Origin of the sequence: Paraburkholderia sp. BL6669N2 (assembly GCF_003387275.1) — a bacterium.
Classification (GTDB): domain Bacteria; phylum Pseudomonadota; class Gammaproteobacteria; order Burkholderiales; family Burkholderiaceae; genus Paraburkholderia.
Genome location: NZ_QUNA01000003.1, coordinates 235,070 through 256,400, shown reverse-complemented (window position 1 = coordinate 256,400; position 21,331 = coordinate 235,070). Strand labels below are relative to the sequence as shown.

20 protein-coding genes and 1 pseudogene are annotated in these 21,331 nt (G+C 53.4%); 7 read left to right on the top strand and 14 right to left on the bottom strand.

Going from position 1 to position 21,331, the window contains the following annotated elements:
- Positions 1-89: 89 nt before the first annotated feature.
- The 3 genes and pseudogenes from B0G80_RS47940 (at position 90) to B0G80_RS45095 (ending at position 1,652) form a co-directional block, all read left to right on the top strand.
- Positions 90-272 carry a hypothetical protein gene (locus B0G80_RS47940; RefSeq protein WP_309568776.1) on the top strand — a complete coding sequence of 61 codons (183 nt, stop codon included), beginning with the start codon at positions 90-92 and terminating at the stop codon, positions 270-272.
- Positions 242-727, top strand: a pseudogene (locus tag B0G80_RS45100) (ATP-binding protein); the annotation flags it as partial. The gene B0G80_RS47940 and the pseudogene B0G80_RS45100, both read left to right, overlap by 31 nt.
- Positions 728-779: 52 nt before the next feature.
- Complete coding sequence (locus tag B0G80_RS45095; RefSeq protein ID WP_181920245.1) at positions 780-1,652, top strand: site-specific DNA recombinase; 873 nt, start codon at positions 780-782, stop codon at positions 1,650-1,652.
- Positions 1,653-1,664: 12 nt separating this feature from the next.
- Here B0G80_RS45095 and tnpB (B0G80_RS45090) read toward each other — a convergent pair whose 3' ends face one another.
- The 12 genes from tnpB (B0G80_RS45090) to B0G80_RS45035 form a co-directional block, all read right to left on the bottom strand.
- Positions 1,665-1,856: an IS66 family insertion sequence element accessory protein TnpB gene (gene tnpB / locus B0G80_RS45090; RefSeq protein WP_220377539.1), complete on the bottom strand. Its 192-nt coding sequence runs from the start codon at positions 1,854-1,856 to the stop codon at positions 1,665-1,667.
- Positions 1,853-2,239, bottom strand: coding sequence for an IS66-like element accessory protein TnpA (gene tnpA, locus B0G80_RS45085; protein ID WP_258879301.1), 387 nt, complete (start codon positions 2,237-2,239; stop codon positions 1,853-1,855). Before tnpA (B0G80_RS45085) ends, tnpB (B0G80_RS45090) begins: the two co-directional genes overlap by 4 nt.
- A 255-nt stretch (positions 2,240-2,494) precedes the next feature.
- A complete protein-coding gene (locus tag B0G80_RS45080) occupies positions 2,495-3,847 on the bottom strand; it encodes a BNR repeat-containing protein (RefSeq protein ID WP_116124155.1) in 1,353 nt (450 codons plus the stop codon).
- Between the two features lie 15 nt (positions 3,848-3,862).
- Positions 3,863-5,020, bottom strand: a complete 1,158-nt coding sequence (locus B0G80_RS45075; protein WP_181920244.1) for a glycosyltransferase family 2 protein — start codon at positions 5,018-5,020, stop codon at positions 3,863-3,865.
- A 14-nt stretch (positions 5,021-5,034) separates the two neighbouring features.
- Complete coding sequence (locus tag B0G80_RS45070; protein ID WP_116124153.1) at positions 5,035-6,282, bottom strand: oligosaccharide flippase family protein; 1,248 nt, start codon at positions 6,280-6,282, stop codon at positions 5,035-5,037.
- Positions 6,279-7,526, bottom strand: a complete 1,248-nt coding sequence (locus B0G80_RS45065) for an O-antigen polymerase (RefSeq protein WP_258879305.1) — start codon at positions 7,524-7,526, stop codon at positions 6,279-6,281. Before B0G80_RS45065 ends, B0G80_RS45070 begins: the two co-directional genes overlap by 4 nt.
- A gap of 32 nt (positions 7,527-7,558) precedes the next feature.
- Entirely contained in the window at positions 7,559-8,404 is an 846-nt protein-coding gene (locus B0G80_RS45060; protein ID WP_116124151.1) for a glycosyltransferase family 2 protein, read from the bottom strand.
- A 94-nt stretch (positions 8,405-8,498) separates the two neighbouring features.
- The gene (locus B0G80_RS45055) at positions 8,499-10,763 is read right to left on the bottom strand and encodes a polysaccharide biosynthesis tyrosine autokinase (protein WP_116124150.1); all 2,265 of its coding nucleotides are present in this window, start codon (positions 10,761-10,763) and stop codon (positions 8,499-8,501) included.
- A 62-nt stretch (positions 10,764-10,825) separates the two neighbouring features.
- Positions 10,826-11,275, bottom strand: coding sequence for a low molecular weight protein-tyrosine-phosphatase (locus tag B0G80_RS45050; RefSeq protein WP_116124149.1), 450 nt, complete (start codon positions 11,273-11,275; stop codon positions 10,826-10,828).
- Positions 11,275-12,672 carry a UDP-glucose/GDP-mannose dehydrogenase family protein gene (locus tag B0G80_RS45045; RefSeq protein WP_116124148.1) on the bottom strand — a complete coding sequence of 466 codons (1,398 nt, stop codon included), beginning with the start codon at positions 12,670-12,672 and terminating at the stop codon, positions 11,275-11,277. The genes B0G80_RS45050 and B0G80_RS45045 overlap by 1 nt, the downstream gene beginning before the upstream one ends.
- Positions 12,673-12,717: 45 nt before the next feature.
- Positions 12,718-13,773 carry a polysaccharide biosynthesis/export family protein gene (locus B0G80_RS45040; protein ID WP_258879300.1) on the bottom strand — a complete coding sequence of 352 codons (1,056 nt, stop codon included), beginning with the start codon at positions 13,771-13,773 and terminating at the stop codon, positions 12,718-12,720.
- A gap of 210 nt (positions 13,774-13,983) precedes the next feature.
- Positions 13,984-15,393 (bottom strand): undecaprenyl-phosphate glucose phosphotransferase, encoded by a 1,410-nt coding sequence (locus tag B0G80_RS45035; RefSeq protein ID WP_116124147.1) that lies wholly within the window; start codon positions 15,391-15,393, stop codon positions 13,984-13,986.
- Between the two features lie 876 nt (positions 15,394-16,269).
- Here B0G80_RS45035 and tnpA (B0G80_RS45025) point away from each other — a divergent pair.
- Together tnpA (B0G80_RS45025) and tnpB (B0G80_RS45020) are read left to right on the top strand one after the other, a co-directional pair.
- On the top strand, positions 16,270-16,665 hold the full coding sequence (gene tnpA / locus B0G80_RS45025; RefSeq protein WP_027196539.1) for an IS66-like element accessory protein TnpA: 396 nt from the start codon (positions 16,270-16,272) through the stop codon (positions 16,663-16,665).
- The gene (gene tnpB / locus B0G80_RS45020; protein WP_220377538.1) at positions 16,650-16,829 is read left to right on the top strand and encodes an IS66 family insertion sequence element accessory protein TnpB; all 180 of its coding nucleotides are present in this window, start codon (positions 16,650-16,652) and stop codon (positions 16,827-16,829) included. The genes tnpA (B0G80_RS45025) and tnpB (B0G80_RS45020) overlap by 16 nt, the downstream gene beginning before the upstream one ends.
- Before the next feature lie 12 nt (positions 16,830-16,841).
- Here the strand turns inward: tnpB (B0G80_RS45020) and B0G80_RS45015 are convergent, their stop codons facing one another.
- Together B0G80_RS45015 and B0G80_RS45605 are read right to left on the bottom strand one after the other, a co-directional pair.
- The gene (locus B0G80_RS45015; protein ID WP_116124145.1) at positions 16,842-18,935 is read right to left on the bottom strand and encodes a recombinase family protein; all 2,094 of its coding nucleotides are present in this window, start codon (positions 18,933-18,935) and stop codon (positions 16,842-16,844) included.
- Positions 18,913-19,110 carry a hypothetical protein gene (locus B0G80_RS45605; protein ID WP_147309901.1) on the bottom strand — a complete coding sequence of 66 codons (198 nt, stop codon included), beginning with the start codon at positions 19,108-19,110 and terminating at the stop codon, positions 18,913-18,915. Before B0G80_RS45605 ends, B0G80_RS45015 begins: the two co-directional genes overlap by 23 nt.
- A gap of 300 nt (positions 19,111-19,410) precedes the next feature.
- On the opposite strand from B0G80_RS45605, the gene tnpB (B0G80_RS45010) reads away from it, so the two are divergent.
- Together tnpB (B0G80_RS45010) and tnpC are read left to right on the top strand one after the other, a co-directional pair.
- Positions 19,411-19,629, top strand: coding sequence for an IS66 family insertion sequence element accessory protein TnpB (gene tnpB, locus B0G80_RS45010; protein ID WP_116124144.1), 219 nt, complete (start codon positions 19,411-19,413; stop codon positions 19,627-19,629).
- Between the two features lie 51 nt (positions 19,630-19,680).
- Positions 19,681-21,279, top strand: a complete 1,599-nt coding sequence (gene tnpC, locus B0G80_RS45005) for an IS66 family transposase (protein WP_116124143.1) — start codon at positions 19,681-19,683, stop codon at positions 21,277-21,279.
- The last annotated feature ends 52 nt before the right edge of the window (positions 21,280-21,331 follow it).

The window sequence follows — 21,331 nt, the reverse complement described above, 5'->3', positions numbered from 1 at the left end:
TGAAGTTCGATCAACGCCCCGTGCGGTAATTCCGGCTGCACAACGATAGACATGCGAGTTGCTGCTTCGCCGGTCATCCACGGCGGAAGATGAGCGCGAGTGCCATCGGGTTGCATGATGATCAGGTACGACTCGCCTCGATAGCGATTCATTCCAATGACATTAACGCGCTCGCCGAAGCGCGGGTGAAACGGATAGCGGACAACGACATCGTCGCAATGATGATGGGCAGTGTGTTGCAGGTTCGCCTGGGGTCGGGAAAAGCCATCTAGGTTCGGCCATCGGGCACGCCCTGATCGACGTCGGATACCGCGTGCTGTTCACGCGCACCAGCGAACTCGTCCAGAAGCTGCAGGCGGCACGCCAGAGCCTGCAGTTGCCTTCTGCGCTGGCCAAGCTCGACCGCTTCGATCTCATCGTCCTTGATGACCTGTCATACGCGCGCAAGGACCAGGCCGAGACCAGCGTGCTGTTCGAACTGATTGCCGAGAGGTACGAGCGTAAAAGTCTTCTGATAACGGCCAATCAACCGTTCTCGGGCTGGAATGACGTGTTCCCTGACCCCGGCATGACGGTCGCCGCCATCGACCGGCTCGTGCATCACTCGACGATCTTCGAACTGAATGTGGAAAGCTATCGCCGTCGTAAGGCCAGCGACAAACAGAGCGCGCGCCGGCGACAATTACCCGACGACAATTACGATGGAGGCGCGACAACTATGAATTAGCCATCGACAACTACACCCGTTGACCGGCCAAAATAGTTGTCGCTGGCCGGCCGTGCTGCTTGACGCTGTCTACGCGTTAGCCTGCGAACTCGAGGAAGCGCGCTACGATGCCTCTCTTGCCGCACGCCGGTATGAGGTTGTCGATCCGACGAAACGATTGGTTGCACGCGAGCTTGAAGGGCGTTGGAATACGGCCCTTGAACGTGTCGCTCATCTCGAAGAGCGCGCAGCGCTTCTGGACCGCGAGGTTGCAAGCCGGCCCGCGATCGACCAGACGCAGTTGATGACGCTCGCGCGCGATCTCCCGGCGGCGTGGAATGCGCCGGGCACCGATATGCGAACAAAGCAGCGGCTGACCCGCATTCTCATTCAGGAAGTCGTGATTGATCTGGATGACATCACGAATGAAGCGGTCGCCACGGTTCATTGGACGGGTGGTCGGCACACAGAACTGCGAGTTGCGCGGGTAAATGTTGGTCGATATCCATCCAGCCAACACTTCAGTGCTGTTGAGGTCATGCGCAAGCTCGGTGGACAGTGGCCGGACAGGGAGCTTGCGGTGACCATGAACCGGATGCGATGCAAATCGCCAGACAGCAGGACCTGGACCACGGTTCGTGTTACCGAAATGCGTGAACGGCTGGGCATTGCGCCTTTCGATCCAACCGCGTCGCATGCGGAGACGATCAGCGTGGAAGAGGCCTCACGACGACTGGGAATCTACGGGAGCTCGATTCACCGCCTGATACGGGAGGGAATACTGCCTGCGACTCAACTCATGCCCTCCGCGCCTTGGCAGGTTCCTGTTGCTGCGCTCGATTCCGACGCCGTCAGGGCAGGTGTACAGGCTATAAAGGACAGGCGACCGCCTCACTTCAAAGCCCGACAGGAAGCAGATAAGTCACTCAAGCTGCCAGGCTTCTAACCAAAGGATGCACTATGTCACGAGACTCCCGCGTTTGCCACGGAACACGAAGACGTGCCCGCAGAACGGATCGCGTTCAAGCACGGTCTGCACCTTGGCCGCGAGACTGTTGAATCCGGCCCGCATGTCGGTGACTCCCGCGGCCAGCCACACTCGGGATCCGGGCGGCAGGCCAACGGCGGACGACAACATCAGCAGGCTCATCGGGCAAGACCCCGCACAATCCTGATCAGGGTTGCGATCGGTGTGTCCGCGCTCAGGCGTAGCCGGACGTCGCCACACTCAACCTCGTACATCCTGGTGCTGTCCGGCGATGCGCATGCCGGCACTTCCGGTGAAGGCTCAGCTACTGTCACTGGTAGCCAGTTGAGTGCGGTCACCTCTGGCAACGGGACGTCGGGCATGCCGAAATCGCCGGCAAGGTAATGACGACGCCATTTGAACAGCAGATTGGCGTTGATGTCGTGCTCGCGAGCGATGAGCGCGGCTGAAGCGCCCGGCTTGAGCGTCGCCTCGACGATCTGCCGCTTGAACTCGACAGAAAAATTGGGTCGCTTGGACCGTTTGGTTTGAAGAGAGCTATCCACTGTTGCGTCCACCATTCATTTGGTGGGCACCAAAGTAGCCAAACTCAACGACGAAAGCTACACGGTAATGAGGACGCGCTTATCGAGATCCACGGACCGGAGCAGGCGAACCTGCTCTTCCCAAGTGTTCGTCAAACGCTACGAATCGGCAGTCTCGTCCTGACCAGCAATTTGCGGCCCGGCCGGTGGGTCAAGACCTCGCTGACGACGCAACGCTCAGGGGGGCACTCCTCGACCGGTCACTTCATCACGCACTTAGTGAACCGGTCCGCCAATTAGAAATAGCTTTGAGGACAATTCGCATTGATCTGGCTTGCCCTGTGAAAAGCAGCGACGTGGCGCATCCCGGTTGTCCGGTGAATACGCGCCCCAGTTGAGCCAGAACCTGGTCGAATCACCGGCTCCGCGCACCGTTGATACAATCCGATTCAGTGGTCTCTTGTAGTCAATATCCAAGTTCTCGGGATGGGACGGTTTAACATCGTTAATGGAACTGACAGTCGATCCATCGTTCTCGAAGAGATATAGTTTAGTGCCATACTTACTGTTAAATACGCGCTCAACATATTGTCCATGCTGTCTATTCAATCCGGAGAATGATATCTCGCTTTGAATAGATTTTTTTCCTCCGAATGACCATCGATAGCTCCATTTCGTAACGGCTTTTACGACCCATGCCCCATTTATAAGTGCTGCATGAAATAACTGAGTTGATCCCTTCTCATCGTACTTCAAGAACGAAATAACCGGTTCCCCCTTTCCACTTTCACCGAGTTTTATATCATTGAATAACCCGGAATTCTCCGGTACAGAGACGACCCCCGCTCCGCTTCCCTGTTCTATTGGAAGGTCCAATTTGACTCCGTCGTAGCGCAACCATATCTTCAAATCTGCGCTGCAGGCGTATGAAATGTCCGAATTCGTACTAACGTCAGGTGTTCGACGCCAAACCCACGCAACACAAAAATTGCCGTCTATGTTTTTCCTAAAGTTAGTCGGGTAAGCGCTCACGCTCCCGTTTGTGCCAGAACTCCCGAATAAGGGTGTACCAATCAGATTTTCCCAAGACCTTCCATTAAAAGTCTTAACAATATAATTCCCGTTCCCACTTCCGCCGTCCCTGTAGACAAAAATCAACCTTCCGTCATTTCCTCGAAAAAATTCGGGGTACGTGACGTGCTCCTCCAACTCCCCGGTCATTCGATTCAGCAAGGTCAATGATGAAAGTTCGTTCGGCACGGTCATTCTCGCATAGACAAGAGATGATGCATGTTCGTTTCCAGACACATGCAGAAAGCCGAAGTTGTCAAACGAAAGAACAATATAGTTGTGCGAGTCCCACCCAGAAAACTGACTTTCGAGACGTATTTTTCTAACCGCAAAAGTGTGCAGATCCGCTTCGGCGACCGCGAGATGGCGAGATGAGTCATAATATCCGATATACACTTTATCGCCGACTCGGACCGCATCGAAACCGACTCGAGTGCCGGCCCAAACGTCGTCGATAAATATCTTCGTCTGCGAAGCAGGCGCGGCCAAGGAAGTCGCGGCGATGCCTTGCAACACGCAGAGAGCAATTGCAAATCTGCAACCCCTAACCCTAGCCATATCTTCTCCCGCCGATTATTGACGAACACTGGCTGCCTTTTCCCACACAGAAACACGCACCCCGAGCGTGAACCTACAAATTGCAACGGCCGCAGCTAAATTGACCATGCAAAAATAAAACGGAATGGCGACATATTTAGACTTGCGTACGCCAAACAAGTTTACCGCGCCAGCAGCCGCTAGCAGGTAAAATATAAACTGCGCACCCAATGCGACGCTCGCGAACCATGGATGTTCGTCGAGGATCAGTAAACTTAGGACCAAAATAGCAAATTGAAGAAATGCGCCAAACCATCTAATAACCTTGTGTGAAACAAAGACAAAGAAACGCGCACCTCGCAGATCGCTAAAATTTCGGGAGAAACCTGTCAAGCCGCGAACAACAATTCGTGTCTTACGACGATATTCCTCCTGCGCTTTCGTCGCAGAGTTTTCAAATGAAAGCGCTTTGTCCTGAAAGATTACGCGCCAACCACTGTTCCCGATCTGCATCGGAGTCTCGAAGTCGTTTGCGACATCATTGCTGAGTGGCCTGAAAAGCTCGCGCCTAACCGCCAAAATCGGCCCATTTCCGACAATCACTAACCCGAATCGGTTTAGCGCTTCCTTGATCCAATTTTCAAACCTCCAATAAACGCCGTCACTTTTCGACGTACCATCATTTTTCTTTGCAGACCTTCTCTCTTTACCCACTACACATCCGACTTTTTCGGAGTCGAATCCGTCGACAAGATACTGAATCGCCATATCGTCGAACATTGCATTCGCGTCCGTGAATGCAATAATTTGACCCTTCGCCATTCCGACTGCGGCGTTCAGGCAAGCGTTTTTTCCCCGTCTCGTGTCAGAGTGCATCAGAACAACGCCCGCTTGACTATAGGACCTCGCAATGTCGGCCGTCCCATCTGTCGAACCGTCGGAGGCGACAATAATCTGTAACTTTGCGCTCGGATATTTTGAGCATAACGCGTTCTCGATTTTTTCTTGAATTACCTTTTCCTCGTTATATGCTGAAACGATGAGTGAGACCTCGGGGAGTTCGCCTTCCCATTTTCCATTACCCAATGATTCGGACTTCTTAATAATTTTTTGCAAAAAAACAAGTCCAACAGGAAATATCACGTATGGGTAAAAAAATACAATAACAAGACAGATGAAAGTCGACAGAATCATTTCAAACCCCCGCATTATTTTCTTTGAAAAATCAAAAGGTCATCGGCGCCTTGCGCCCTAAATAAAGCGATATGGCGCAATACGTGGCTCCACTTAGCAACGCGCCAGTAGAGAAACCCGCCATGCCAAATACGCGGTAAAGAAGAATTGACGGAACCAGGCTTCCGCAGAGATAGCAAAAAAAACAAAAGTGCGACCATTTGCATGATCATTTTCTTGCACTCGAGAACTTTTTGACACATTAATGCGATCTGCCAGCAACATGCGGCAACAGATAAAGTCACGAATACACCTTTATCGAGGTGAATTCCTTTGCCGTAAAAATTACCAATATGGAATATAACTGCATACAGAAATACAATGAGAAATCCACCCAATAAACTTTGAAGAATAATTCCTTTTCTGATCAGGGATTTTACGAGCGAAATGTCATTTTCTGAGTACGCCTTGAAAATTGATGGCTGCACAACCAACGTTACTGGCAATAAGATGAAAGTGAAGGAACGAAATACAATGTCATATTGATAAGCATACTGCCCCATAGTTGATTTATTTGAAATCAGACCCAAAACGAATCGATCCATAAATGGAATGGCCAAGGAAGTTGCAAGCCAGATGGCAATCGGCCAGCTGTACTGCAACACCTCAAGCAATCTTGCGTCTATTTCGCTAGTGGCGGTCTTATTAAATGATACGTATTTCCTAAAAAAAACCGCGACGATGGCGAACTCTAATAGAGTACCGGCTGTGAGCCCCACTACTAGGTCTGTAAAACTTTCGGCCCAATAGATAGTCGGTAGAATCACACACGTCGCAATACAAGCAGCTCTGATCGCTTCTAATCTCAAATAAGCGTTAATTCTGAACCGCGCCTGATGTATAGATACAACCAGCAAATGCAAACCTTGGGCGCACGCAGCAACTGCCGAAAGGAAAACGACGGACCGCGGCCCCCAGAAGAAAGATACGACGCCTGCGCAAGTCAAAATAAGAGTCACCGAGGCGATCCAACCCACAAAAAATACTTCAGGTCCGGTACTTAATAAATCGTCCTCACCATTGCTGAATCTCGCAACTCCCTGTGAAATCCAGCCGAAGAAAAACGCCGCGGCCGACAGGTATGCAGTGAATACGAGAGAAAATTGCCCGTAAGTTGCTGCACCCATCATTCGTTCAACTGTGTACGCAATTGCAAGCGTACTCATTGCCGGACAGGCTCGGGCAATGACGAACAATGGCAGCCGTCTAATGTTCATAGTCATCCCTGCACTCCCGCGCGAAGTACCCTACGCCGGCGGCTAAAATACTTAAGGTAAATCGCGAAACCTACGCAGGCGCCGATGTGGGCGGTGTAGCTAAAGAAACTTACAATCGGAGTCCAGACGATGAAGCCGTACATCGCAACCAGCAATGCGGCCCAGACGACCCGCCCGTTCACGCATTTCCCAAATGCCAGAGCGCTAAAGAACCCAATGCCTCCCATATAAACCAGAGCACCCAAAATCGAGAAATCCTGTATTAGTCCGCGGAACGCAGTGTAGATATTTCCCCAGGAGTCTCCGCTGCCCAAATTGACATACTGGTCATACAGGCCTGCTTTTCTTGCTTGAATTCCAAATAAATCGAAAATCCCAACGAACGTGAGATACCCATTAGTAAGCGTTGATCGAAAATCATAAGAATCAACCCACAGGCTGAAGCCACCAATACTCCCGACGGGCCATTGTCGTAAGTGCATTAGGACTTCGTTAAGGCGGCTAATATCAGTAATGCCTCCACGAAGAAACTGTAGAGAAATAAACATGAAGGCGATAAAGAGCGCCCCGCCACCGCCATAGATAGCGACACGCTTCGTAAAAAATTTAAGATTTACCCGTCCTCCCCCTAAGAGCGAGCCGCAAAAATTTCCGGACACCCAGAAAATAAGGTTGAACAGGACGGCAGCGCGCGTCGTAAGGATGAGTGCGATCATCAATGAAGGGATGATCGAGACAAAGTATTCATGTTTTCTGTACTTCTTTGGGTGTAAAGATTTCATCAGTCCGGAAACTGCTGAACTGAAGAAGATAAACATCTGCCCTAATCGTGCTCCAAGAGGTAGCTGAAACTGATCCTCATATCTCGCCACCGACATCGCATGACTAATTTCTAAGATTCCGCTAAAAGAAAACAACTTCCCGATCCCGATTCCCTGTGTCCGTAGAATCGAAGTAATGGCAATAAACCCAAAAAATACCGAGCCATATATAATAGGCCGAAAGTATTGAAATTCGTAGGGAAGATTGCGAGCGGAATGACTCATCCCGTCAGAAGAGATGAGAAAATACGCAAGCGCTCCTAAGATTGCACTTGCCTCCATACAGATTACTATCATGTATGCGAGGGGGGAGTAGTAGTAGTCCGGCGCAAACAGTCCCGTGCATAATGCGACTATGAACCATAGTTGGCACAGAATCACTACTGGGTGGAACGGCGCTTTCAAGATTTTTAGCGCGACTCGCCACATAGCAAACTGAAGCGTTATGTTTATATATTCCATCAGAAGTAATTATCCCGACAAAATTCGTGGGAACGACGCAAATATTCGACGATTTCTCGACTTGGGATAAGCCCGGTACTTGAGTGTTCTCGATGAATAACTTCAATCTCTGGGAGATATACCGTCCTGAGGCCTGCCTGTTTGCACTGTTCTGCAACAAACATTTCCTCGCAAAACAGAAATTCAGGATAATTGAATCCCAAGCCGGACCCAAAGTAACGCTTGAGGAACACCATAAACGACCCGTGCGCCCCGTAAATGTCTCTTTTTAATTTCGATTCTGCGTGCGTCGCATTGTGAATGACCTTCTTTACGTTCGCGAGCAGGCGATGTGCTACGGCGAACGTGTACACCGAATATATTTTCCCGAGAAGCGTGAATTTCTTACGGGACGGCTTGTACGGATAAAAAGGATTTTGATCGGCTCCCGTAATCGATGATCGGATTGAGGGCGCAATCACACCCACATTCGAATATTCGCAATCCGAGACCGCTTCGGTCAATCGATCGAAGAAGTGCTGCCCTATCAGCTCAATATCCGTGTTTGAAACAACGACGCAAAGGAAATTCTGGTTCTTGAATTTTTCTAATCCTTTCTGATATGCGAAATTCAAACCACCAAAATAGCCTAGATTTCCCCCGCACGCGGAAACAATTATTCTTTCTCCAAAATTGCAAAATTTCGTCGCGAACGAAATCCAATCTGCTTCTGATTTTTCAGAGTTGTCTGCTACAGAGACAAATACGCGTGATGCGGTGTCGGCCGCAAACACGGCACGGACAAACGCCTCAGTTTCTTCATCATTCTTGTAGTCCACACATAAAAGCAAGATGTCTTGTGCCAACTTGAGCCTCGAATGAAAAGTGCCTTGCGTAGATCATGGGAACTGCAGGGTGTCTACGATAGGGCGACAACCCTGCGAATCATGGACTGTTACATCATTTCCAAAATTGAAGAAGCCTTGATCTATTTTTCTGCGAGGCCTTTATATATTCGTATGCGTAATAGCGGTAGCCGCCGTACTTCGACCCATAACGATAGCGGCCGCGACTCGCATTCACTCCGTTCAGAACCACGCCAGCGACGTGAGCTGGCACTTGCCTAAGACGCCTCGTTGCCTCTGCGATCTCCCCGATCTTGGAGAACCCGGCACGCGCCACCAGCAAGACGGTGCCGACGTGTCGACTTAACAATTCCGCGTCGGCCGCGGCCAGCACGGGCGCGGTGTCGAAGACAATCAAGTCATAGCCGGACTTCAGCCTCTCAAGCAACTCCGTAATGCGCGGGCTATCAAGCACTTCAGATGGATTCGGCGGCAATATGCCAGTGGTGAGCAAATCCAAACCCTTCGAGACGTCCCGATGAAGCGCGTCTTCGAACCTCGCACTCCCAGTGATGACTTCCGTCAAACCGCGTTCTCGCTCTTTCCCATAGATCGCATGCAAGCGCCCATTCCGAATGTCCGCGTCGATCAAGAGCACCTTCTTATTTCCCGTTGCAAGCAAACCAGCGAGGTTACTTGCAACAAACGATTTACCGACTGACGGTGCGGGACCGGTGATAAGCACCAAGTTATTTTTCGCATCGAGCAAAGCAAACTGGAGAGCGGTTCTTAGACTGCGCAGTGCCTCGACTGCCACATCATTCGGATGGCAGTCGGCCAGAGTACCTAAGCGCCTCTCTTTTTCAGCAGCAGTTTCGTTATTCGATTGAAACACCGATGCATACACGTGAAGACCGGTATGTTGCTCGATCTCCGCCGCCGACGTGATTCCACCAAACCACAGGTCGTGCAGTATGGCCACGGCGATAGAGCACAGGAAACCAAGTACGGCCACGATCGCTACGACAAGCGCCTTTCGCGGCTTCACCGGAACTTCTGGCACCAGTGCGTGATCAACGACTCGCACGTTACCCGTCGCGCCCGCTTGGACAAGCTGGAGTTCCTGGGCACTGTTCTGCAACGACGCATAGAGCTGCGTGTCAATATTGACATCGAGCTGAAGTCTGACGGCGTCCTGTTGCAAATTCGGCAGCGTTAGGATCTTCGCCAAAATGCGCTTCTGGTCCTGCTGGAGTGTCTCGATTTGCTTGCCCAAACCAATCACAGAAGGGTGATTTGATGCATATCGTTGCAAAAGATCGCTTCGCTTGGCTTCGAACTCGACAATCTGTGCCTCGTCTTGCGACGACTGCTGCAACGCCAGCAACGCCTCCTGTGAAAGGTCAATTGTCCCGTGCCGATTGCGAAAATCCGTGTATCGCTGCTCTGAAAGTTCCAGATTTCTCTTGAGTTCGGGAAGCTGTTGATTCAAGAACTCCAACGACTGCGCAGCCTGCGCCGCTTTACGTTGAGCGTTCTGAAACACGTACTGTTGCCCAATCTCGTTAACAATCTCCGTTATTTTTTCTGGATTCGTATCAGTGAGCGAAACAGACATCACATTCGATTGTTTGTCCGTTTGTTGGACAATCAACTGATTCTGAAGCTGTTGAATAGTGTCGAGGCGCGAGTGCCGATAGAGATTGAACCTAGTTCCGGGGTTCGCATGGACATTCGCGACCTTCAGACGAATTGTGCCTACTGCGGTCTGGAAGACTTCTTCCTTCCCGACTACACCAACGACAGGGGCATCAAGATCAGACCCGTCGAGCTGATATACCCCTTTTTGGAGGATCGTCAGTTTGAATTTGTCGTCCTCGTCGACTTGCGGCACATCGAAAACATCAACGTCAATGCGCTCGTCGCCCCACGCGAAACCACCTACCCCAAATACCCCAGGATTTGAGAGGCCTAGTGCGCGATCTGACCTGTACTTTGCAGTCCAAAATCCAATCAGGGGGAAATATCGTGGCTGCGCGTCGATATATAGCTTGACCTTGTCGACCGCTGCAGTAACGACCCTCCGGGACTGGATAATTTGTGTCTCATCTTGGCCCGTCGACTGGACGTCGAAGAGCGACGACACGTCGCCCAATACACCCTTCGAGACCGTGTTCTGCGGGCTATCCTCGACTTGAACGAGGATATCCGCTTCGTATTGCGGTCGAGCCAAAAATGCATACGCAACGCCGATCAACAAGAACAGCACAAAAACGGACGCCACCACCCGTTTATGGTCGAGCAAAACATCGAGAAGCGGGTACGAGTACTCCTCGACTACTTCTTGATCTCGCTGGCTTTTTAGAGACGGAGTATTCATTTAGTCAGCTTTTTTAACCTAGTTTTAGAAATAATCACGAGCACGATACCCTTGCAGCATATTTACCCGCGAACAGATGCCGTGCAGAGTTGCTCAAGCCGGTTCAGCCAAAATGCACCGCTTCGTTCAATTTCGGTGTATACGCGTCTAAATTTGTCGATACCCCCGCGGAACGGATCCTCAATTTCCCCCCCTTCCTTTTCAAAAGGAAATATTCTCCCTCTGGAAAACGGGGAGGCCCGCTCGATGTATTCTCGTTGCGACCGGTCCAGAACTAGAATTAGATCGTACGCTTTGCACATCCAACTCTCGAATTGCCTAGCGCGGTGAGCTTCGATGTCGATGCCAACGTCCGCCATCACGGATTTTGCAAATTTATCGGCGCCGCTTCCAACAACGGCGTCTACGCCTGCAGATTCGACCTTAATCCCGGAAAGATATTCTTTGAGGTAGCCCTCAGCCATCGGACTTCGGCATATATTCCCCGTGCAGACAATAAGAATTGACTCCATTACCTTTGTCTCGCATTGGGGTAACAGCTCTTAGCGATATTATTTTGTCGGCCGATCCCGTGATATTCGAATTCCAGCAAATCCATAATTTCGAGGTCGTAGATGTTTCGCCCGTCGAAGATAACGGGGGTTTTCAATAGGTCGCGCACACGCGAAAGATCTTGGCTGCGGAACTCCTTCCATTCAGTGACGATGATCAGGGCATCAGCACCGGCAATTGCATCCATCTTGTCGCTGACATATTGGATATTTTCAGAAAAAATGTTGCCTTTCAGATCATTTCCAATTGTGATCTCCGCTTCCTTCATTGCGACTGGGTCATACGCAAATACTTTGGCGCCGCGCTCGAGCAAGCTCGTTATTAGATATCTGCTCGGAGCTTCACGCATGTCATCCGTGTTCGGCTTGAATGAAAGTCCCCAAACTGCGAATCGTTTATTGGTCAGGTCCGGCCCAAAGCGGGCGACCACCCTCTCCGACAATAAGCCTTTTTGACGTGCATTTCTAAGTTCGACAGATTTCAAAATTACGGCATCCGAATTAAGTTCTTCCGAAATTCTGACAAGTGCCTTTACATCTTTAGGGAAGCACGAACCCCCATAGCCGCATCCTGGATAAAGAAAGTGATAGCCAATGCGCGGATCGGATCCGATACCCTGACGCACGTCTTCCACGTCAGCGCCGACCTTTTCGGCCAACTCTGCCATCTCGTTCATGAATGATATGCGGGTGGCGAGCATTGCATTTGCGGCATACTTCGTCAGCTCAGCCGACCGCGTATCCATGAACAACGTTCGCTCGTGATTTCGATTGAACGGCTTATAGAGACGAGCCATCGCTTCACGAGCAACTGCGTCTTTCTGTTCGTTGCCGATCCCGATGATGATCCGATCGGGACGCATAAAGTCCTCAACTGCCGCGCCCTCCTTAAGAAATTCTGGATTCGACACGACGGAAAAACCGCTGCTCACACCCCGTTCGACAAATACGGAATCCATCGCAACGCGTACACGCTCCGCGGTCCCGATTGGAACAGTGGATTTGTTCACAACGATCTTGTACGTGTTGGCGTAGCGCGCAATGTTCTTCGCTGCTGCCAGGACGTACTGAAGATCTGCGGAGCCGTCCTCACCCGGCGGCGTTCCGACCGCAATGAACTGAATATCCCCATGATCGACCGCTGCCCGGACATCGGAGGAAAACTGAAGTCGCGATGCTGATACGTTTCTGCTAATGATCTCGGGAAGCCCGGGTTCATAAATGGGGACGTCTCCGCTTTTCAGTCGATCTATTTTCTTTTGGTCGAGGTCGAGACAAAAAACATCATTTCCAACCTCTGCTAAGCATGCGCCCGTGACGAGGCCGACGTAGCCAGAGCCAATTACAGTAATTTTCATTTTCCTATCCTGCGTTCGGTATGAGATTCGCACTTTCAGCCGAGATTACTTCGTGTAGTAAACCCCCGCCAACCCCGCGTTAATCGCTGGCAACAACAAGTTAAGCACTCGACTGATCCGAACCAGCCCGTTCCCGTCAACATATACGATATCCTTAGGTTCTAGCGGAAACTCATTTGCCAGCACCATCGAAACCGGTGAACTCGCGTTGAGGTGAAAGACCTGCGGCGTGCCGTTCATAGAGCCCCGGATAACATAAAACTGTGCGGCGTCTGCGGTGTTTGAATTAATGCTCCCAGCTTGAGCTATAGCCTGACTCAAAGTAATTTCCCCGTCTTTCATCGGCACCGCAATTGCTGGCTTCGTAACCTCGCCCATCACAAAGATGTTGTTGTCGTCACGCGCCAAAACGCGTACGAAATCACCATCTCGCAAAATCAACTGCGCCGGGTTGACTCCTTTCTCAAGCATCTTTGGGAAGTCGATTCGATATGTAGCCCCGCGGCGAACCACCACGACACGGCTTTGGTCTGCACCAGCGGTGAATCCCCCACCTCCTGCCACCGCCTCAAAAAAATTCATCGGTATGTCGGTCAATGGCACAGCACCGGGATTATGAACCTCCCCATCCAAATAGATCTTCTTGGACCGAAATGATGCAATACGCACGGTCACTTGAGGATGAGTGAAATACCGCGACAAGCTACCGGTAAGAGATCTTTGTATTTCCTCAGTCCGCAGGCCCGCCGCTCGCAATACCCCGACGTAAGGGAACTGTATATTGCCATCTTGATCCACGATAACGCCTTGCGAAGGATCGCTCGCGCGCGCAACGGTGTTTGGCTGCGCCCCCACGGCCTCAGCGAATTCCGGATGATCCCAGACGGTGATCTGGAGAACGTCACCGATACCTACGGTGTACTTCTCCTTTGGCTGCGATAGCAACGCGAGAACTGCGGGGCTTTGCTGGTTCGTTGCCTGATCGCGCAGTTGCTTGATCAGACTAAGGTTAATCTCTTCGATTGGGATATCGAGCTGCCGGACACCACCGGCCGAAGTTGCGTCCGTTACGGGGAGCTGCGCCGGTTGCGACATACGCATACCGGGAGCCACTCCGCAGGCTACGAGACTCAGAGCGACTCCAATGATTGGAATCAGTGTTCCCAAACGCCGCAGCATGAAGACACTCTGTCTTGCAATGATCCTCAACTCATCCCCCCGTCCAACAATTTTCGCCCCGACCATTACGTTTTTCCTATAGACAAATTCAGTTACGACCTTCGCAAAAACTCGGCCCGACCCTGTGTTCTTTCAGTATGCGTTTCGATGGACGATACCCTTGACGAATGTCGCCAAAACGATTCGCATATCAAGGGTAAATGACCAGTTTTTCAGATAAAAAAGGTCGTGCTCGACTCTCTTCTGCATCTTTTCGACGCGATCTGTCTCACCGCGAAATCCATTAACCTGTGCCCAGCCGGTTATGCCCGGTTTCACCCGATAACGTTGCATATATTGATCAACTAGTTTCCGGTACTGTTCGTCGTGCTCGATTGCGTGCGGGCGAGGGCCAACTACGGACATGTCGCCAATCAAAACATTGATGAACTGTGGAAGCTCATCCAGACTTGTACGACGAAGGAATTTTCCGACAGGCGTTACTCTGGAGTCGTTGCGGGTTGCTTGAATAACAATGCCCGGCTTGTCGCTATTCGGTCGCATTGTCCTGAACTTAAAGATCCGGAATATACGCCCCTCAGCGCCTTTTCTTCGCTGCGTAAAGAATATCGGCCCCTTTGATGTCAGTTTGATAGCGATTGCTATTGCAGTCATTAGAGGTGCTAATGATAAAATGGCGAGCAGCGCAAACGTCCGATCAAAAATTGCCTTCCCAAGTAAACCTTGCGGAGGCAATGGAGAGGCTGCCAAATCTATGGCTGGAAAGCCGATCAGGGAACTTAGCTTTCCGTCGAATATCGCGAGCGAACTCACATCGGGCATAAGTCGAATATTTACCAAATCATCCCGAAATTCGTCGACGAACTTTGAGATAACTGCTTCTTCGGAAAGCGGTAATGCGAGCCATATTTCGTCAATGCTTAGATCACGTATTCTTTCTGAAAGACCCCCGAAGTGTGCCGCAGGAGTTGAAATCTCAGCGTTGACGCTCTCCGTTGCAAGGTTGCCTTCGAACGTAGCAGTCACACGGAACCCGCTCTCTGGCGACCGTGCAAGATGATCCAGGATTCGCTGGGTATACGCTCCGCGTCCAACGACGGCGACCATTCGCAGATTCATCCCAGCTCTTCTTAGGGAGCGCAATACACGGTAGCAAAGAAGCCTGATCGCAATGAAGGCTACGACCGTTAAGCCTACAGAGTAGGCCCACCAGAGACGCGAAATCAAATCTGAGTTGTGAAGGAAGAAGACCACGAAAACAGTTCCACATTGGACGATAAGCCACGCAAGCGTGATTCTTCCAACGAGCGAGAACATTGACCTGCCGCGCCACGACTGGTAGATCCCGAATGCAGGAAAGATCGCAAGCGTGAAGGCGCATGAGAACGCCACGATGGCGCTATCCAAGTGGACGTCGGCAAATCTCAGTTTTGCTGCAGTTACCGCGCAAACAATGACTAGGGCGATGTCGGCAACGCGAGCTAGGAGTCCGTAAGAGCTAGCGCTTATCGGCTGACTTCCCATCCTGAATACCGTGCTCATGGAGCCTCCATATGCAGTTTTTGCAGAACACCGGTGCAGTCAATGGGAGTAATGCAGTTCGAACCCATCAGAGCATCCCCTCCAGATATCCTTTCGCCACCCTGTTCAACCATCGCCAACTCCCACAGTAGAAAGCCCTGTCCCACAACGCGACACAACTGACTAATTTTAATCGTCAGGCAGAGTCGGAAAATCTCCACCATATTTTTTCCCCGCAGCGATCCATCTCACCCATCCTCACGGATGAGAGGGCGTTCGCGCTGTCATGCACTCTTTTCGAACCTGGCTACGCATGTCAGAGAAACCGGCACCTATCGGTGAAATAGCGAGAGCGCCGTTTAACGGCGCTACGTGTCACATCAATCCCCACTGGCTCAGTTCGATTGAGAAGCTATCTGTACTTGTTGTGGCACCACGCGCATTTCGCGCATCCTCAACTCCTCCAAGAGGGCTCCTCATTCTCGAATGATGAGCTGCCATTGCATTTGTCGCCAACGCAATTGTGACTCTCACCTGTACAAAAAACGGTTGGTCTTCAGTTGCAGTGCATCATACATAGGCCACCTTCCGACGTAATGCCGGTGACGGAAAACGCCAACATGTTGGCGTTTTAGCCCATCTGCTTACGGCGGCTCGGAACATAGGGGTTTCAAGCAATGGAACCCGCTTTCATCGTCACGATCTGCAGCCTCAAACTACGGTAAGGAGCGCATCTGTAAAAATGTGGTCATCAGATTTTTTTCTGACGGTTTCGAGGGTGAAGCGCAACAGCGGGATGAATGTTTGTAACCGTCCGACCCTGACCGTATAGACGCCTGATGAAGGCGACGCCATGCTTTCCGGGGGCACAAATGTGACTGTGTCCACAAAGGAATCATGGACACAGTGACTGAATTCACCGAAGTCAAAGGCGCCCGGAAGTATCGCCGGCGTACCGTGGACGAGAAACGCCAGATCGTCGAAGAGACGTTATCCAGTGGACGTTCGGTGGCGGAGATTGCACGCAGTCACGAAGTGAACGCGAATCAGCTGTTCGACTGGCGCAAGCAGTATCTGGATGGACGCCTTGGCGTGAACGGTCGCGAATGCGCCTTGCTGCCGGTCACCGTGAATGAGGCCAGCGACAGCGGCGCGGCCGAACCGGATGCATCGACGCCTGCGGCACAGGCGCCCGGCACGATCCGAATCCAGTTGCCACGGGGCGAGGTACACGTTGAAGGGAGCGTCGATCCCGACACGCTGCGCGTGGTGATCCAGTGCCTGATCCGATGATTGGTCCGCTGGCAAACACGCGCATCTGGGTTGCCGCCGGATTTACGGATATGCGCTGCGGCTTCGACGGCCTGGCCGCGAAGGTGCAGACCGTGCTGGCGAAGGATCCATTCTCTGGCCACATCTTCGTGTTCAGGGGCAAACGTGGGAGTCTCGTGACATAGTGCATCCTTTGGTTAGAAGCCTGGCAGCTTGAGTGACTTATCTGCTTCCTGTCGGGCTTTGAAGTGAGGCGGTCGCCTGTCCTTTATAGCCTGTACACCTGCCCTGACGGCGTCGGAATCGAGCGCAGCAACAGGAACCTGCCAAGGCGCGGAGGGCATGAGTTGAGTCGCAGGCAGTATTCCCTCCCGTATCAGGCGGTGAATCGAGCTCCCGTAGATTCCCAGTCGTCGTGAGGCCTCTTCCACGCTGATCGTCTCCGCATGCGACGCGGTTGGATCGAAAGGCGCAATGCCCAGCCGTTCACGCATTTCGGTAACACGAACCGTGGTCCAGGTCCTGCTGTCTGGCGATTTGCATCGCATCCGGTTCATGGTCACCGCAAGCTCCCTGTCCGGCCACTGTCCACCGAGCTTGCGCATGACCTCAACAGCACTGAAGTGTTGGCTGGATGGATATCGACCAACATTTACCCGCGCAACTCGCAGTTCTGTGTGCCGACCACCCGTCCAATGAACCGTGGCGACCGCTTCATTCGTGATGTCATCCAGATCAATCACGACTTCCTGAATGAGAATGCGGGTCAGCCGCTGCTTTGTTCGCATATCGGTGCCCGGCGCATTCCACGCCGCCGGGAGATCGCGCGCGAGCGTCATCAACTGCGTCTGGTCGATCGCGGGCCGGCTTGCAACCTCGCGGTCCAGAAGCGCTGCGCGCTCTTCGAGATGAGCGACACGTTCAAGGGCCGTATTCCAACGCCCTTCAAGCTCGCGTGCAACCAATCGTTTCGTCGGATCGACAACCTCATACCGGCGTGCGGCAAGAGAGGCATCGTAGCGCGCTTCCTCGAGTTCGCAGGCTAACGCGCGACGCACATCATCGCCTGCGCGCGATGTTTGCTGTGCAGCGCGAACGGCCGCTTCCACTGCATGCTCCGAAACCGCTTCGAGAATTGCGGCCGCCACCGCTTTGTCGATACGTATTCCACCGATTCCGATACAGCGAAATGCTCCGACGTGTGCTTCGTCGCCGCGGCAATAATAGCGATGCGCGTGACCGGCTCTCGTGCCGTAGTTGACTCGCATCATTCGACCGCATCGGCCACATCGAGCCAGGCCAGTCAGCAAGGCCCGCCCGCCACGAGCAGATCGGCGGGAGGCTCGCTTCTTCATGTGTGTGTTCTCGGCAATCATCCTTTGATGCTCCTCGAACTGATCCCACGTGATATACCCAGGGTGATGGTCCCGCAGCAGGACGCTCCAGTCTCTCATCGGTTTGGAGTGGCCTTCAGTCTTGCGAGCCCGTCCGTCGATGACAGCAGTGCGGTGGGTCGTCCTTCCAAACACATACGCCCCAGCATAAACCGGATGCTCCAGTATCTGGACAACCGTGTGATATGCAGGCCGGCTCCATTCGATCCGGATGCCGGCGGGGCCGTGCCGCGTTACGGGCAGCTTGACATCCGATTGTATGGCCCATAGCAGCACCTGACGGGCACTGCCGAGTTCGCGAAACTTACGGAATAGCACCCGGATCGCCTCGGCAACCCGCTCGTCCGCATCCATCTCGATCTGTCCAAGCTCGTTCCAGCAGTAGCCGGGAGGTAGCGCGAAGCGCAACTCCCCACGCCGGGCCTTCGAATCACGGGCGGCAATGCCGCGCTGTCGCAGCAGACTGAGTTCGTACTCCGACATCGTTCCTTTGAGTCCAAGCAGGAGTCGATCGTTGACCAGCCTGGGGTCATAAATACCGTCGTGATCAACCACGACCGTGCCGACCAGTGCGCAAAGATCAATGAGATGGTGCCAATCGCGGCCGTTGCGCGCAAGTCGTGAAGCCTCGAGACAGAACACGGCGCCGACGGATCCTGCGCACACTGACGCGACCAGCTTCTGGAATCCAGGCCGCTCGACACTGCCGGACCCCGAACGTCCAAGATCATCGTCGATGGTTGTTACTGAAGCAAAGCCCATGGCTCGCGCAGATTCGGCGAGCGCGTACTGACGATTCTGGCTCTCCGTGTGCTCCACCACCTGGCTCATGGTTGACTGCCGGACATAAACGACTGCACCGCGGCAGAGATGCTCAGCGGAAATCTTCTGGCTCATCACGATCTCCTGGGTCGTTTGTGTTCACCGGTCTGCCCAGCGCTTCCAGCAGAAGTGCTGCGAGCGCTTCGATCACTTCCTCCCGTCGATTCCCCACGATGGCTGCGTTGAAGGTTGGATCTCGATACAGTTCCAGCGGAAGCTGTACGCCGGGTTCTCTTTGCAGTCGTCTCATCGGAATGGCCCTCCGTTGACAGAGGTTTCGATGATCCTCCTTCGACGGAGTGGCGCTTTCGCTCAGACAGGATGCGACACAGGAAGGCCAGCGCTTCGGCGCTCACTCGCGGTTCGCCGAGCGACATTGCCGAGCATATCGACGCATCGAGCATCCAGGCCGGCAACTCGCGGGAGATCTGTTGCGGCACGTCGAGGTGAACCATCTGATTTCCGCGGCGCCCAGTACGACGGACCAGCCTGTATTCCTGGCCGTAGGCGGGATGCCAGCGGTATGCGATCGTAACGATTTGCGATCGGTATGTTGAATGTCGTGCGGCTTGGCGACCTCATCAAGTGCCTGTACTGGCGCGACGGCGGCCTATGCCTGTTCGCCAAACGCCTGGAGCGTGGGCGCTTTGCGTGGCCTCGTGCTGACGGCGGTGTTGTTTCGTTGACCAGCGCTCAACTCGGCCTTCTGCTCGAAGGATTTGACTGGCGACAACCCGTCGATGCAGCCCGCCCCTGCAGTGCTTTGTAAACGTATGTGACAACGCGGGCGTAGCGCAATGCACGCGCGTAAACTGCCTTCATGGCATCCAGCGACGCTACGCTTCCGGACGATATCGAGGCCTTGAAGGCTCGTTTGCTCGCGCGTGGGGCGGCGTTACGTGAGCGCGAAGGCGAGCTCGCGGATCTGCGCGACACTGTAACGACGCTCCAGAAGACACTCTCCGACCGGGCGCTCGAGATCGAGCACCTGAAGCTGTGGATCGCGAAGCTCCAGCGCATGCAGTTCGGGCGCAAGTCGGAGAAGATTGATCGCCAGATCGAGCAACTGGAATTGCGTCTCGAAGATCTGCAGGCCGACGATGGCGCGGCGACGGTCGACGCACCGACAAGGCCCCGCCCAGAAGCCGGCAAGCCGACGGGACGCAAACCACTTCCGGAACATCTGCCGCGCGAAGACATTGTTCATCAGCCCGACGACGCGTGCTGTCCGCAATGCGGCGGCGCGCTTGGCGACCTCGGCGAGGACGTTTCCGAGCAACTCGACTATGTACCGGGGCATTGGCGAGTGATTCGTCACCGGCGACTCAAGAAGGCTTGTACCTGTTGTGACTGCATCGTGCAGGGCGCCGCGCCCAGCCGGCCAATCGATCGCGGCATGCCGGGTCCGGGGTTGCTCGCGCATGTCCTGGTCGCCAAATTCTGTGACCACCTTCCCCTATACCGACAGTCAGTGATCTATGCGCGCGACCGCGTGGAACTCAGCCGTTCGACACTCGCGGACTGGGTCGGCCAGTGCAGTGCGTTGCTCCGGCCACTCGTAGAGGTCGTTCGCCGGTATGTGATGGGCGCCTCGAAGATTCACGCGGATGACACGCCGGTACCTGTGCTGGAGCCCGGCAATGGCAAGCCCCGTACCGCACGGCTCTGGACGTACTTTCGGGATGACCGGCCGGCTGGCTCGAAGGACGCGCCAGCGGTCTGGTTCGCATACAGCCCCACCAGGGCTGGTGAATATCCACAGGCCCATCTGAAGGACTTCAGGGGAACGTTGCAGGCCGATGCGTTCGCGGGGTACAACGCGATCTACGAGGGTGGTGATGTGCGTGAGGCGGCATGCATGGCACACGCGCGCCGCAAATTCCACGATCTGTTCGTCGCACGCAGGAACGAGGTCAATACTGAAGCGTTGCGCCGGATCGGTGAACTGTACGCAATTGAGGCCGCGATTCGCGGCAAGCCACCAGACGAACGAAGACGTGTCAGGCAAGAGCAGGCGCGTCCGCTACTCGATGCGTTCGAGATCTGGCTGCGCTCGACATTGGGTACGGTGTCGCAGAAAGGCGATACCGCCAAAGCCATCAACTACGCGCTGAATCAGTGGGCGGCGCTCACGCTGTACGTCGATGACGGCGCCGTGGAAATCGACAACAACGCAGCCGAACGCGCTTTACGTGCCGTCGCTCTCGGCCGGAAAAACTTCCTGCACTTCGGTTCCGACAGCGGCGGCGAACGCGGGGCCGCAATCTACACCCTGGTCGGTACTGCCAAACTGAATGGCCTTGATCCCGAGGCCTACCTGCGCCACCTCATCGCTCGCATCGCCGAGCATCCCGTCAATCGCGTCGACGAACTGTTGCCATGGGTCGTTGCCGATCACCTTCACCACAACATCGCCTGAACTCAACGCGCCGCGTTTAACTGCTCGATATCAACACGCCGTCAAGAACGGT